Source organism: Amycolatopsis mediterranei (genome assembly GCF_026017845.1).
Taxonomy (GTDB): domain Bacteria; phylum Actinomycetota; class Actinomycetes; order Mycobacteriales; family Pseudonocardiaceae; genus Amycolatopsis; species Amycolatopsis mediterranei.
In genome coordinates this window covers 6,701,351-6,715,071 of record NZ_CP100416.1, presented here as the reverse complement: position 1 = coordinate 6,715,071, position 13,721 = coordinate 6,701,351, and the positions used below count along the sequence as shown (strand labels likewise).

General features: G+C 68.2%; 14 protein-coding genes. 7 read left to right on the top strand and 7 right to left on the bottom strand.

Annotation, left to right across the window (positions count from 1 at the left end):
• Both ISP_RS29680 and ISP_RS29675 read left to right on the top strand, forming a co-directional pair.
• A partial coding sequence (locus ISP_RS29680) for a hypothetical protein (RefSeq protein ID WP_265049868.1) occupies positions 1-631 on the top strand: 631 nt, incomplete at its 5' end.
• A 323-nt stretch (positions 632-954) separates the two neighbouring features.
• The gene (locus ISP_RS29675; RefSeq protein WP_141748470.1) at positions 955-1,380 is read left to right on the top strand and encodes a hypothetical protein; all 426 of its coding nucleotides are present in this window, start codon (positions 955-957) and stop codon (positions 1,378-1,380) included.
• Here the strand turns inward: ISP_RS29675 and ISP_RS29670 are convergent.
• From ISP_RS29670 to ISP_RS29655, 4 genes are all read right to left on the bottom strand, one after another.
• On the bottom strand, positions 1,335-2,468 hold the full coding sequence (locus tag ISP_RS29670; protein WP_014467354.1) for a hypothetical protein: 1,134 nt from the start codon (positions 2,466-2,468) through the stop codon (positions 1,335-1,337). The genes ISP_RS29675 and ISP_RS29670 overlap by 46 nt on opposite strands.
• Positions 2,465-3,115 carry a hypothetical protein gene (locus tag ISP_RS29665; protein WP_014467353.1) on the bottom strand — a complete coding sequence of 217 codons (651 nt, stop codon included), beginning with the start codon at positions 3,113-3,115 and terminating at the stop codon, positions 2,465-2,467. The genes ISP_RS29670 and ISP_RS29665 overlap by 4 nt, the downstream gene beginning before the upstream one ends.
• Complete coding sequence (locus ISP_RS29660; RefSeq protein ID WP_013227603.1) at positions 3,112-3,672, bottom strand: hypothetical protein; 561 nt, start codon at positions 3,670-3,672, stop codon at positions 3,112-3,114. The genes ISP_RS29665 and ISP_RS29660 overlap by 4 nt, the downstream gene beginning before the upstream one ends.
• 1,036 nt (positions 3,673-4,708) lie before the next feature.
• Positions 4,709-5,206, bottom strand: a complete 498-nt coding sequence (locus ISP_RS29655) for a DUF6998 domain-containing protein (protein ID WP_230468432.1) — start codon at positions 5,204-5,206, stop codon at positions 4,709-4,711.
• A 146-nt stretch (positions 5,207-5,352) separates the two neighbouring features.
• Between ISP_RS29655 and ISP_RS29650 the strand changes: the two genes are divergently transcribed.
• On the top strand, positions 5,353-5,736 hold the full coding sequence (locus ISP_RS29650; protein WP_141748471.1) for a hypothetical protein: 384 nt from the start codon (positions 5,353-5,355) through the stop codon (positions 5,734-5,736).
• Positions 5,737-5,920: 184 nt separating this feature from the next.
• On the opposite strand, the gene ISP_RS29645 is transcribed toward ISP_RS29650, so the two are convergent.
• Positions 5,921-6,178 carry a hypothetical protein gene (locus ISP_RS29645; protein WP_141748472.1) on the bottom strand — a complete coding sequence of 86 codons (258 nt, stop codon included), beginning with the start codon at positions 6,176-6,178 and terminating at the stop codon, positions 5,921-5,923.
• Positions 6,179-6,357: 179 nt separating this feature from the next.
• On the opposite strand from ISP_RS29645, the gene ISP_RS29640 reads away from it, so the two are divergent.
• Together ISP_RS29640 and ISP_RS29635 are read left to right on the top strand one after the other, a co-directional pair.
• Complete coding sequence (locus tag ISP_RS29640) at positions 6,358-7,083, top strand: hypothetical protein (protein ID WP_013227601.1); 726 nt, start codon at positions 6,358-6,360, stop codon at positions 7,081-7,083.
• A gap of 16 nt (positions 7,084-7,099) precedes the next feature.
• Complete coding sequence (locus tag ISP_RS29635) at positions 7,100-7,876, top strand: hypothetical protein (RefSeq protein ID WP_013227600.1); 777 nt, start codon at positions 7,100-7,102, stop codon at positions 7,874-7,876.
• 16 nt (positions 7,877-7,892) lie between these two features.
• Here the strand turns inward: ISP_RS29635 and ISP_RS29630 are convergent, their stop codons facing one another.
• Positions 7,893-9,866: a CHAT domain-containing protein gene (locus ISP_RS29630; RefSeq protein WP_013227599.1), complete on the bottom strand. Its 1,974-nt coding sequence runs from the start codon at positions 9,864-9,866 to the stop codon at positions 7,893-7,895.
• The gene (locus tag ISP_RS29625; protein ID WP_013227598.1) at positions 9,863-11,827 is read right to left on the bottom strand and encodes a CHAT domain-containing protein; all 1,965 of its coding nucleotides are present in this window, start codon (positions 11,825-11,827) and stop codon (positions 9,863-9,865) included. The genes ISP_RS29630 and ISP_RS29625 overlap by 4 nt, the downstream gene beginning before the upstream one ends.
• Before the next feature lie 163 nt (positions 11,828-11,990).
• Here ISP_RS29625 and ISP_RS29620 point away from each other — a divergent pair, with 163 nt between their 5' ends.
• Positions 11,991-12,701, top strand: a complete 711-nt coding sequence (locus ISP_RS29620; RefSeq protein WP_013227597.1) for a TauD/TfdA family dioxygenase — start codon at positions 11,991-11,993, stop codon at positions 12,699-12,701.
• On the top strand, positions 12,698-13,714 hold the full coding sequence (locus tag ISP_RS29615; RefSeq protein ID WP_013227596.1) for a hypothetical protein: 1,017 nt from the start codon (positions 12,698-12,700) through the stop codon (positions 13,712-13,714). The genes ISP_RS29620 and ISP_RS29615 overlap by 4 nt, the downstream gene beginning before the upstream one ends.
• Positions 13,715-13,721 lie beyond the last annotated feature (7 nt).

The window sequence follows — 13,721 nt, the reverse complement described above, 5'->3', positions numbered from 1 at the left end:
CCACTTCTCCACATCGTCCATCGTTGATCAACGATATCGCCTACCTTGCAACACGCCCAAACGAGATGCGGTCTTAGTGCTCGGCATCAACGCCACCCTCGCCGACATCGAGTGGGACGAGGACCGCACACCCCAGGCCGAGGCTGCCTGGGAACGGCTCGGGTCGCACCTGGGGTTCACGTCGACCCGGCCGGAGAAGCTGTATGGCAAAGGCCCGGACAACCTCTGGGCACTGGCCGGTGACCGCCACGCGGTCGTCGAGATGAAGACGGGCTGCACCACCGACATGATCGCGAAGAAGGACGTCGACCAGCTCGGCGGCTCCGTCCGCTGGGACCAGGACAACCACCCGGGCATCACCAGCATCCCGGGCATCACCAGCATCCCGATCATGGTGCACCCCAGCCGGATCGTGAATCACCAGGGAACGCCAGTGCCCGGGATGCGGGTGATCACGGCCGCCAAACTCGACGAGCTCAAGACTGCGGTGCGGTCGTTCGCCGTGGCGCTGGCCGATGGACAAGGCCGTTGGTACGACGAGCAGGGAGTGTCGGTGCAGCTCACCCAGGCACGGCTGACCGCCGGAAAGTTTCTCAACGCGTTCACCGAGGTCAACCTGGTCGAATCCTGACAACACCGAGGTCACAGCTGTTGTAGGTGGCTAAAGGACAAATTCGACAACCAGTCGGTCGAACTGGTGCGCAAGGCACTGCGCCGTGACGGCAGCGGCATCGACGACGAGCCGACCCCGAGGGGGGCGTGGCCCGGGGACGAGCCGACGGGACGTCTAGAAGCCGAGTCGGCTTGTGCCACCTTCAGGAGCGATGGACCAACTGGACGAGCGGCACGAGGGTTTGCGCGAGGCCCGACCTCGCCGAGCACTCCGCCAGAACGGGCGCCTCATCCACTACCATGTTCGGCAGCCGGCCGTCGCGCCACCTAGAGGGGGCCGCCGTGTCCCCGCGCGAACGAGATGCGCACGAACTGCGCCAACTGGCCAGAGAAACTGCCGACCAGCTGGCTTCGTTCGCGCACATCTTCTCTGCGGCCGACCGACGTAACGATCGCGTCACGCCACCTGAATTATTCACGCTGGCGGGTCTGCTCGAAGATGCGGCAGCCGTCCTGGGCGAGGATGCCCGAGTGAAACCCCTGATCTTCTCGTTCAAGGACACGATCGTCCCCCAAAAGGAGCTCAATTTCGACATAGCCTACCGGTACCTGACTCCGATCGTCCGGGCCATCAGATCCAGGTACAACCTTCCTGGTTCACCCCACGCGAGTCCGGCATCGAAACCCCGCAGACGAGTCGACGTCCGGATCGACACCGATCGTCACGACCGTGCCCAGAGCGACGGGGATCGAGACTCCGGGACGTAGTCGGACGCTGCGGCGGGGCCGGGCGTCGGCTCCGGAGACGGCGAGGGGCCCGACGCCGGAGTCCGGGGCCTGCCGGGACCGCTGAGGCGGATCCCGACCTGGACTGAGACTTGTGAGAGCGGGGTCAAGTCCCGGAAGTCTTCGAACATGGACCACTCCGGTTCGCCGAGCTGGCGCAGAACCCGGTTCGAAATCGCGGTCAGGCCCGTCAAGTCGAGGTCGACCAGGTCCATCTTGGAGAGCGCGCGGGGCCAGTGATAGCGGTCGAACTGGGCTGTTCGCAGTGCCTGGCCGTGCGCGGTGGCCAGCTCCGCGATCGTCGTTCGCAGGTCATCTCGTGCGGACGGCCGTCCGTAAGTCAGCTCGGCGAGACGCACACCGCACTCCCACCAGAGTGCGACCGGCCGGCCGGTCACCCCCACCGACGTCGCCTGGGTCGCTTGACTCGCTCGACGGAGCAGATCGATGCCGATGCCAAACCCATCGACACCATCGGCGGAGGACAGCGCGGTGAAGAGGACCGCGATCTGCTGGGCAGGTGCCAGGAGACGCCGCGGAAGAGAGAAATACCCTTCGTCGACCCTTCGCGCCTCCGGTGCTGTTTCCGAGCCGAAGATGATTGATCGAAGCTGCCCTGCCGCTTCGAAGGCGGCGTCACCCGGCCCGACGGCCGCCGCGGAGAGGAAGTCGCCGAAGGGAAGCCCGAGTTCACGGTACAGGCTCGCCGACTGAAGCAAGAGGTTCCTGCCCTCGCGTGTATCGCCGAGAAGGGCAGCTTGCGCTGCATGGCGTAGCGCGTCGGCTCGCTCCGCCGTTCTGGCCCACGGCCTGCGTCCCGGTCGACCCGCCGCTTCGGCCATTCTCCGGCGAAGCAGGCCCGCCGGGCCGGCATCGTCGGTATCGGTGAACTTGGCGACCTTCTGGTCTGTCTCGTCGCCGAGCGGACCGTCCCGGAAGGCGTCGATGACGCCGTCGACGTCGAAGAGCGGGGCCTCGCTGCCGGCATAGCCGATGAAGAACTCCGCCCTGTCCCGCACCACGACCCTGTCCAGGCCCAACGCGTCCCACTGCTCGTCCGTCAGGCTCACAACATGTTCCGTTCGCCGAGCAATGCCGCCGGGTGGGTGAACCTCAGGTTCCACAGGACTTCGTCCCATTTCGACTCGCCTGACGGCAATGGGGTCCAGTGCACCGCACAGAGTATCTGCCTAGACGGCACGTTGATCTTCGCCATCACCTCGCCTTGGGGCTGCCACCGTGAGTAGGATCTGCCGAGATTCAGCTCCCGATATTCCTCAGCCACCGAGGGGATCGAGACCGCGCGGTTGACGCCGGTGAGAACGTAGCAGTAGAAAACCCAGCCAGCGCAGCGTGGCCAGTTCGGTCCCGGCTGGGAATAATCCGTTGTCGCGAAAGTTAAGGCGGTACGCAATGCGGAGTGCGTCTCATTTCGTTCGATGGCCACCTGTCGATCCACGCACCCCGCGGAAAGAGAGATGAACGGGGTGACGTCGTGGAACGGGGCTCCGGTGACAGGGTCGGGATCGCTGTATTTGTTGACATGGCGGTCGAGGTTGTCCTCAGTCAAACGGTCGAGGTTCTTGCCGAGCGGGAAGGGTTTCGGAGCGACAGTGAGCCAGCTTCGGCACCGGATCCCCGTTCCGCCGGTGAGTATCCGTTCCGCCTCGCGCTCGGGCAGCTTCGCCATTCCCTTGCAGCACCACTGGACGATCATCGGCCGACCGCGTCCGATCGCTCGATGCCGACCTCCGCGCTGAATGTCATCACCAAGCCTTCGTAGCACTTCTTGACAGTCAGCAGGGACGAAGTCCGCGGAACTCCGGAGAACATCTCACTCCAACCCTCTTCCCATTTCTTGGGATAAACATCGGCTCGGTTGCCGTTGTGTGAGGTCATCTCGGTGCGCAACCGTGCGCCCTTTCCCGGCTGTGCGTATGTTTCGAAAAGCAGATCGATGAAGGCTCCGTAGACGTCGAACGCGGATGATGTGAAGAACGCTCGGTTGGCGTGGAAGAGCCGGTCCAAGTCACGTTTACGCTGCAGCACATCCACTGGGGAAAGTGATGCCCAGGTGCCGATCCAAGAGAAGTAGCAGTACAGGTCGTTCAGCTTGGGCAGCGCCTCGCCGAGCACTTCGATTCGCTTCTCGATCAATTTCTGGTTCAACCAGTTGCTGTGCTCGAGACGGCGCATGGACCGCGTCAGCACAACGCCGATGAGAGCCACGGACAACGGAGTCAGCGCGGCCACGATCAGTTTCGCGATCTCCATACGCCCTCCAGGCGCGCCCGACCCGACGGCTGGTAGGTCGCGGCGAGGTGCGCCGCTGTTACGCATCGAGGCCGGATCATCCGCGCCATCGACGAAACATGGGACGAGCGTGCTCCGTAGCCGAGGGTGGCCACCCGGCACGGACGAAGGCTGCCGCGGCGAAGGGCAACCACGGCGGCCGGCCGAAGGTGATCGACGAGGACATGCTGGTTTCGTCCGTGCCCTGCGGGACAAGGATACCTCGATGCCGGAGATCGCGAAGAAGCTGACCAACCGCACCAGCAAGAACTCGTCGGTCGCCTCGCTCTACCGCGCCCTGGCCGACGCGTCATGACCGTCGCCATCCTGCAACTGCGCGAACCGGGAGCGGCGCAGTCCAACCTGATCTATTACTTCTGCGACCGGCCGCCGGGCATCGGCACATCCGCCCGGCTGGACCCCGGAATCACCGCGATGACCCCGGCTGACCGGCTGGCGAACATTCTCTGGGTGAGCGGGCCGCGCGGTTCTGATAGCGTGCTTCTCCGAAAGCCCCGTCGAGCACCTGCACTGGCTGCTCAACGACCGCGCGTTCCCGCCCTGGGCACTGCTGTTCACCCGCGAGTGGGTCTACTGCTCCGACGGCGTACCGGTCTGGTATACCCGCGAGGCCCAGCACCGGACCTTGACGCCAAACCAGCGGGACTGGGCGGTGAAGTTCGACGCCTACACCAGCGACTGGCTGCACGAGCGGAAGTGGCGCATCCCCATCCGGCCCGAGTTCAGCGGGCTGCAGATCACCTCCGACGTCATCGGGTCCGTCATCATCGGCGAACCGACATGGAAGCTGTGGCGGCAGGTACTCGAGCCGACCGACTACCTGATCGGCATGGATGGCACTCCCGGACTCGATGGTGTCTGCCCCGGAGGTGGCGCCGCACTGGCGGTTGCCCGCGTTGTGGGAGCAGATCCACGCGTTCTGCTGGGACCGTACGAATCGCCGGTTCGTCCTCGTTCACGCTCCGGCGCAGAGCTGAGACCGCACAACCTCCGGCAGCTACCGCGAGGCGACGGCACGGAACCTCGCCGTGACATCCACGCCGAGCCGAATGCCGGCGGTGATCCTGATTAGGCGCCCGTTGACGTGGTCGGAGTGCCGACCGGCAGTTTCGAGATCGGCGGCCGGCACCTCTCTGGCCTGGCGCAGCGCGTAGGTGGCGCTGTCGAAGGTGATCAGCACCGCGATGTCGAATTCGAAGGAGTGGAAGACCGAGAACACGGCACCCGCCCGGGTGTCCGGCGCGACGGTGCGGGCCTTCACCTGAATCCGGCGGCCATCGGCGGCGAGCAGGTCGTAGGACTTCAGCGAGTTTGCGGCCAACTCCCCGTCGTAGACCTGGGCCGCGAGGTACTCGGCGTAGTCACCCAGGGGAGCGTTGCGGGTCCGCACGACGCCGCGGTCTTGCAGCTCCTGCAGGATGGCGGCGTACCTGCCCAGCAGGTCCGGTACGGACACATGGCTGAGATCGTCGCGCGCTGCTTCCACTTTGTACATCCTTCTGCCGTGCGACCGTCTGTCGCTGCCCTCGATGACGTAGCAAGGACGCCGCTCGTTACCGTCGTGCGCCCGTTCCGCTGATCTCCCCGACTCGCCGAGTCGGAGCGACGCTTCGCCCAGACTCGCGGGTGTAGAACCTCGGCATGGTGAAGAAGAAAGGTCAGCGCGGTCTGCGCGGTCTTGTTGGCACCCCGATGGGCGGCCCCAGGAGTAAGCGACGCACAAGCACGCCGCCAGCCGAACGCAGCGATCACCACTGCCCTGATTGTCGGGCTGTGCCCGGCCAACCCTGCCGCACCATTGCCTCCGCGGTCGGCGCAGCACTCCAGCTCGGCAAGGTCCGGCCGACGATGCACGCCCGGCGCCCCAGCGGCCCGGTCGAGATCAGCAGTATCGACCCGAACCGCCCGGCGTTCGTGCCGCGTAATCAACGCCCCGATGCCGAACTCGGCCGAACTGACCGCCTCGGCCAGGACGCACTGCCACGTGGACAGCGACGCAACGTGACGCCCCGCAACTTCTACTGACAATTCTCCGCCGAGCGGCTGGCTGGGGGCGCTTCGCTGCAGAAGTCGGTAAGCCGTACGTCATCGTGACTCACGAAGCCGGCGCTCAGCTGAACGACGCATCTGGCGGACAGACCGCTCCGCCACGAAATGAGGAGGTAGCCAGACCTGGCCGGGCAGATCTGGCGCCTGTATGCGGTCGGCGTCAAGGCGTGCCGTCCTCGCATCGAGGCAGCGAGCCGGTAGCCTTGTCGATTCGTGAGGCAGCAGGCAGGTGCGGCGACGTGAAACCAAGCGAGGGCGAAGTTCGGGCGATTGTCGGCTCGGTGGCCAGTACGATCTTGCCGCCCGTGTCGTGCTGGCCAAAATGTCCACGATTGAGTGGGTGCAACTCGCGGATCCTGCCGCCGGCGTCGCGGATGACTTCCAGTTCGGTGCGGGTGGTGCGCGCTACGCGCTTCAAGTGAAGGGTCCCAGTACCCGAGTACGTACACCTGGGCTGACCTGACAAGCGCCTCGAAGGACGGGCCGGCACTACTGCACGAGCTGGCACAGGCGTGGCGAAGGCTACGGGGAGTGACGACTGGGAAGCTGGTCGTGTGCCTATGTACTAATAACACCCCGTCCACCACCAAGGCTACGGTGACCTCGCCGATCGGGAAGTCGACCGCGTCGGGGACGCGAAGTCTCGCCACCTTTCAAGGGCAGGCTTTTTTGCCCGTGCAAGACCGCGTCCGCCGAACGGGCATCACCCGATGGGCTGAACTAGCGCAACTATCCGAGATCACGCAGTGGGAGCCGGCGTGGCGAGCGCTGCGGACATGCAGCGGCCTTGATGACGACGCGTTCGTTTCATTCCTGTGCGACTTCGAGTTCAAGTTCGGGATCCTCCTCGTCGATCCACTGCTGAGCCCGGACCAGGACCCAGTCAGCCGCGATGCTGAACATCTCGCGCGCGAGATGTTCAGCATCGTTCGTGATCCCGCTCAACCCGCCAGGCTGAGCCGCGACGAGCTGCTCGCGCGGCTGGGTTGGACGGATCGCCTGCTTTACCGTCATCCGGGGCCTGCTGGCTCGGGCAAGTCGACGCTTCTGGCGGACCTTATCCTGCCTGGTCGCGTCGTGCGCCAACGGCTGTTGTTCCTCTTCGTCGGCATCGTGCGCAAGCAGGTCCTGGAAGTGGACTGGAACCAGGCCAAGGCCGCGATCTACAACCGGGCCACCAAGTACCTCGCCGTCTATACGACCCGGCCTACGAAACGCGCGATTCCGGCCGTGGCCGTCCGGGTGGCCAACGTCGCCGACGCGCATGCCATCGTCGCCGCGGCCGAAGCGGCGTCGGCAGCGCCTAGGCTCGACATCGTCTGAGCCTCGAGAGGTGAGCATGACCGCGGACGACGAGCTGGCGAAGGCCCGCCACGCCTACAAGGTCGCGACAGAGCGGCTGAACACGGCCAAGGCGAGGTTGAAGAAGGCCGGCCGTAAGGCCTTGGACGAGCTGGAACAGAAGTTCGGCAAACAAGTGGATGTGGCTGCCGCTCTGCACTACAGCACGTCGAACGTCGCCAAGCTGCGGCCCAACGAACGGGACACGCCGTGGGAGCCCAGAGGGCTGAAGTTCTACAAGACCGTGGACAAGGAGACCGGGAACCGCCATGACCTGGGTCGCCTCCGCACCGAATTCGATCAGGCGAAGCGAGCTGTCAGCATGGCCGCGGATGCGGTTCACGATGCCGAGGCCACTGCGGACATCGGTTCGCTCGACCTCGAGTCTGCGGCCGTGACGACGGCGACCGCCGTCAGCATCGACGACGTGCAGGTCTTCCAGAAGTTTCGCTGTGTCGTCCTGGACGTCCGCGTGCGCAACACGGGTCCGTCGGTGGCCAATCTGACCCGCGTCAGCCTACGAATCCTCGACCGTAAAAGTTACTTGACCGCTTACGCTCCTTCGGCAGGCTACGACCTGCTCGTCGACGGTGACGAGGGCGAGGTCGGCGTGCGGCACTCGCTGCTCCCCGACGAGGTCGACAACTTCCTGGTCACCCTAGGATTCACGGAAGCGGAGTCCGGGTACGAGTTCACCGCTGAGCTCGGCGTCCGCTACAACGGCGACCAAGTCGCCGTGTACCGGCCCTTGGTGTTCGAATCCTGCTTCGATTGACGAAGACGAGCGCGGCTCATCGATCGTCGCGTCCGAAGACGGCGAGGCCGGCCCGGTCGATGACCGTGGTGAAGCCGCTTCGGCCGATCGCCGCCCGGACCGCGTCGGCAAGCCCGCTCTCGGGTTCGAGCAGCGCGTCGGCGAGGATCCGGGCTGTCGAGGCGGCAGGCAGCGGCCACAAGCCCGCCACGACGGTGGTGGCGCCGGCGAGGAGCAGCGCCGTGGGCACCGCGAGCGGGAACGCCTCCGGCGGAGGCCCGCCGGAACGGCACGCCGCCAGGATGACCCGCTGCGGCAGCCGGGCCCTGGCGAGCGAGAGGACGTCGACCGGGCCGTCCGGCAGGTGCAACCGGTACTCGAGACCGGCGCCGGTCCCGTGCGCGAAGATCACCAGGACGTCGTCCGGATGTGGTGCCGCAGGCAGCTTCGTGTGGACGGTCGCGTGTTCCTTCAGGACAGACAGCAGCTCCTTTCCTCCCTGGACGCTGCTGTCGATGATCGCGTGCACCCGGCGTCGCGCGGAGGCGATCGGCGGCACGGCCGCGGCCACCGACATCGACGCCGCGACGGTGATCGGGCGAGTCGTCCAGGAACGGCCATGCACGGTCGCGCTCGACCAGGGGACGGTCGCCAGCGCCCCGGCTGGCACTATCACCAGTTCCTGCGTGCTGGACTGGTCGAGGGCCTCGGCGAAGGCCGGCGAAATGATCTTGCCGGCGAGCCGGTCCACATCGTCCTGGCTGACCGAGCGCAAGCCGGACAGCGGGCGGCCGCTCAGGCGATCGAGGGTGCGCTGGTCTTCGGCGTCGAGCCACACGCGGTTCAAGAGGTAGCCGCCCGGCGGGCGCAGATAGAGGACGACGACGTCGGCGTCGCCGAGGCCACGTCGCGGGTGCACCAGCAGGACGTGGCGGTCGGCGAGCCGGTCGAACAGCAGCTCCAGGTCGGGCCAGACAGGCTCTTGAGACGCGCGGCGAGCCAGCGACGCCTGCAAAGCGGCTGGTGACATCGAGTCGGCGGCCCAGTCGACTTGGTCGCGGGTGAGGCCGGCGTCGGCGAGGGCCTCCAGCAGCTCGCACAGCAGGATGACCTGCTCGGATGTGGCGTCGATCAGCAGCAACGTAATAGCGGCGTCCAGGCCCGCGGTCGCCGCGCGGGGAACCTGGCCGAGCCCGCGCCGGGAACGCCAGAACCCGATCGCCCGGGTCAGTCCCGCGCGTGCCTGTCCGAGATCGAGCGTGGGCCGGGAGTAGGCCTCGATGGCCTGCCGCAGACCTCGCAGCATGTCGTCGTCGTGTCCCTCGCCGATGATTCCGTCGAGAACTTTCAGCATCCGCAGTGCCCCGGTGACCCGGCTGTCGAGGACACCGGCGTCGCCGGTGCCGGGGGACCCGGGCCACACCGTCGCTTCGATCGCTCGCCGGACGACGTTGTCCTCGGGCAGCAGCGCCGCGCCCGCCCGCGCTTGTGCGCCGGTTTCCGGATCATGGGTGACCAGCCACAGCATCAGGTGTGCGTGTACGAGCCGCTGCTGGTCGAGCCCGCCCTCGGCCAGTGCCCGCCGGATGGCCCAGGTGGCCAGGTTGTACTGCTCGACCTTGCGCATGGCTTCGGCGGCGAGAAGGAAGTCGACGGCCGGCTGGTCCGAGTGCCCGCCCGCGGACAGCAACGCCAGTGCCTGCCCGCCGAGCAGGATCCACGGTTCCGGCTGATCGGGCTCGCACAGGACCCGGGCGCTGGTGCGGGCGGCGAGCACGAGCTTGCGATCGGGCGCTTCTTGCGGCGGGAAAGCCGCCATGACCGCGGCCACGGCGGAGGCGCGGACGAACTTGTCCACTTTGGGCTGGTGCAGGTCGTGGACCAGCTTCCGGGCCAAGGCGGCGTCCTCGGGGTTGGAGGCGCCGGTGCAGGCCCGGGTGAGGACGGAGGTGAGCACGACGACCAAGTCGTGTTCGAGGGACTGGCGACCCTCGGAATGCTCGCCGGTCATGTGAGCCCATGCACGGCCAGCCCCCAGCGCTGATCGAGCAAGTCGGGCACGGATGCACGCGCCGCTGTCAAGGCCGTCACCAGTTCGGTGCCGGACGCGAGCCGGTGGATCAGATCGGCCACGATCCGTGCGGTCGGCTCGGCCGGGAGCAGCCACAGGCCGCCGATCACGGTCGAGAACCCGGACAGCAGCATCGCCGAAGGCAGCGTGATCGGAAACGAGACCGGTGGCGCGGCCAAGGCCCGGCAGGCGGCCACGACGGCCGCGCCGGCTTTCACCTCGGTGGCGACCTGCAGCGCCGGCACCGGCTGTGCCGCGGTACCGGTGCGGAAGCTCAGGCCGGTGCCCTCGCCGTGGGCGAAGACCAGAAGCAGATCGCAGGTCTGCGTAACACCGGGGGAGTAGTGGGCGACGGTCAGCGTGCCCGACCGTTGGGCGGCTTCGAGCGCGGCGCTGACCTCGTCGGCACCTTCGACGCCGGGATCGATGAGGGTGACGACGGTGCGCACGACGCCTGACGTAGGAGCCAGCCGGGCGTGCACGGACAGGGAAGGAGTCAGGGCGACGGTGACGTCGTCGAACACCGGCGCCGCCTGCCACGGCAGCGACCACAGTTCGCCGTCCGGCACGATCACGATCGGCTGCCGACCGGCATCGGCGAGGCGCTCCAGCAGCGCGGCCGGCAGCAAGGAGCTGATCAAGCGGTTGACCTCGCGCAGGTCGGTCGCGCGCAGCTCCGCCGGGCGGGCGCGCCCGAACCTCCGCAGCACCGCGGCGTCGGCGTCGGTCAGCAACGTCGACTTGATGGCGACCGAGTCCGGCGGCTCGACGTACATGCTGAGCACCGACGCGTTCTTCGTGGCGAACATGCGCTGCCGCCGCAGCAGCAACGCCGGACGTCCCCGCAGGCCGTGCACGCAGCCGGCGAGGTCGGGCCAGGTGGGCAGGGCACTGGCCACATCGGCGAACCGCGCCTGGACCAGGGCCGGAAGGACATCGAGGTGCTCGTCGAGGACGATGTCGGACAGGCCGGCGTCGGCCAGCGCCTCGAGGAACTCGGCCAACAGGTCGGCCGTGGCCGCGGTGGCGTCGATGGTGAGCATGCTCGCGATCATGTCGATGCCGGTCCTGGCCACTGCCGGCACCTGTCCGTAGCGCTGCCGGGACCGCAGGGCCCGCACGACCGTGGTGAGCCCGCGCCGGGCCGCTTCGACGTCCACCTCCCGTTCGCCCAGCGCGGCCATCGCCTCGGCCAGGCCACCGACGACCGGATTCCCGGTCTCGTCGTGAAGCCGGCCGAAGTCCTCCGCCAGCGATCGTGCGGCAGCCTCCCGGTTGCCCGCGCGGACCGCGTCCCCGGCCGGCTCGAGCTGCGAAGGCAGATCCGGGTGGAGGGTCGCACGCAGCCTTTCCGCCTGGCGGGCCCGCGGGTCATCCGGCGGCAGAGTCGCGGCCAGTTCGTACGCTCGAAGGATATCCGCGCGGTCCTGGCTGATCAGGGCGAGCACGAACGCCGCTGCCGTTTCTTGGCTCGGCGTGAGGTCGTCCGCGGCCGCAAGGGCCCGCTCGGCGGCCCAGCGCCCCAGCTGGTCCTGTTCGATGTGGTGCGCCGAAAGGGCCACGGCCACGAAGTCGGCCGTACGGCGGGCCGGGCGCCCGCTGTCCGCCAAGACGCCGAGCGCGGCGGCGACGGCCAGCCGTTCGGTATCGGCGAGCCGGGTCGGCATCAGCTGACGCGCGGAAGTCGCTGCCGCTTCGGCGAGTTCGTCGGTGAGCTCGTCTGGCAGGAAGGCGGCGCGCACGCCGCCGAGCAGAGCGACGAGAACGGTTTTGTCGATGTCCGATCGGGCGATCTCGTCGATGATGCGCTGTGCGGACTCGGCGTCGTCTCGCTGCTGGGTGCTCCAGCAGCGACGGCTCAGCACCTCACCCAGCGCCGCCAGCGCCACCTCGTCCGTCACGACGCCATCTTGCCCAATCCCGGGCCGCGCCACCGCACGGAGTTTCCGGGCTGGTTCCGAACGGAGCCGGAAACCGGAAATCCCAGGAAACGGCGAGAACGTCGGCGCGTGGTCGTCACCCGCCTCCCGCGGCGGGGCCACGCAAGCGAAACGAGGAACGATCGTGACGTTCTCCATGCCGATCGACGAGAGCCGTCGGCACCTGCACACAACCGGGTTCGTCCTGCTGCGCGGGTGCGAGTTCACCGACGGCCGGACCGTCGACCGTGGCGCGGTCGGCGACCTGATGAGCGTCTTCGGGAAGATCTCCGCGCGTGACGGTGGCACCGCGATCTGGCCCGTCCGGCCGGCCACCACGGACGTGCACGCGACGTTCAGTGTGCGTGCGGGCGCTGCCGAGTGGCACACCGATGCCGCCTACCGCGACGTCCCGGAGGACTTGGTGGCGTTGCTGTGCGTCCGTCCCGCGGCCGACGGCGGCGTCAGCCGGCTGCTGCACCAGCGGCACGCTCGCACGGGTCTGGACGCCGACGTCGTCACCGCGCTGCGGCAGCCGTCGTTCAGCTGGCGTCCGCCGGCGGTGTTCGGCGGCGGCAGCATCCGACAGTTCCCGGTCCTGGCCTCGGACACCGTCCGGTGGCGCTGGGACAACCTCGAGGTGGCGCGTCCGCACAACGCCGTTGCGGCGAGCTTCCGGGAGCACCTGGCCGCTGCCTCCGGCGCGCTCGACCTGCCGTTGCAGGCCGGGGACGTGCTGGTGTTCGACAACCGCCGCGTCCTGCACTCCCGCACGGCGTTCACCGATCCCCGGCGGCACCTGCTGCGGGTCCGGCTGTGGACCCGTGCGGAAACGCGTGCCGGGGAGCAGCGATGACCGCGACGCCGCTGTCGGCCGGGATGCTGGTGGAGGCGGCCCTCGACGTGCCGGCCTGGGACGGCGAGCGGGCGGACTGGCGCGCGCGGGGCATGGCCGAGCTGCTGGTGCAGGCGCTGGCCACGGGTGACGGAGACCTGGCGGATGCCGTCTTGCGCGTGGTCCCGTCGATCGGCCCGGTCGGGTGGCGGTTCGCCGAGCGGGTCAGCGCGCTCGGCGACATCTCGGTGTCGCGGTTCGGGATCCGGCCGATGCCGTCGATGCGCTACGTCCCGACCAGGCCGATCGCAACCCGTCTGCCGGACGCTGTACAGGAAGCGGCCGGTCGTCTCGCGCGCCTCCTGGACCGCCGGGAAGCGCCTGAGCCCGACGGCCCGGGCTACCAACGCCGGGTCGCTACCACCGCGCGTCGAGTCGCCGAGGTCCTGGAGCGCACGGCCGTCGACCGGCCGGCCGCGGTCCGGGGCCACCGGTGCGCCGACCTGGCGATTCCGGCGATGCTGACCTGGCGCGGCTGGCTGGCGACCGGCTGCGGACCGCTCTTCGCCGCGACGCCCCGCCTGATCACCGAGGCACAGTTGCGGGTCTGGCTCGGGCTGCACGTGGGCACGCACCTCGACCTGCTCGCCCGGAGCGCCGCGCCGGTCCGCTGGCAGTTCGGCCGGCGCCTGCTTGCCGCCGAAGCCCTGGCCACGGCGGTCGAGATCAGCGCTTACCTCATCAGCGAGCGGCCGGACGAGATCGCCGTGCTGCGCGCCGGGTTGATCGAACGCCTGTCGCGACTGCCCGGCATCGGCGAGTGGGGACCGCGCGCGGCGGCAAGCTCGCCTTCGATGGCATCGGCCGCGACGATGAGCAGTCCTGAGTTCGTCGCCCTGCCGACGCTCGCTTGCGCCTACGTCGCGGGTCCGTTCGTGTTGGCGGAGAAGCGGTTTCGCAGCCGAGGCGTGCCGCAGGAGTACGCCGACGCGCTGGACCGGCGGTGGCGGCGGGCCGGTCTCGCTCACGGCTGATGTCCGC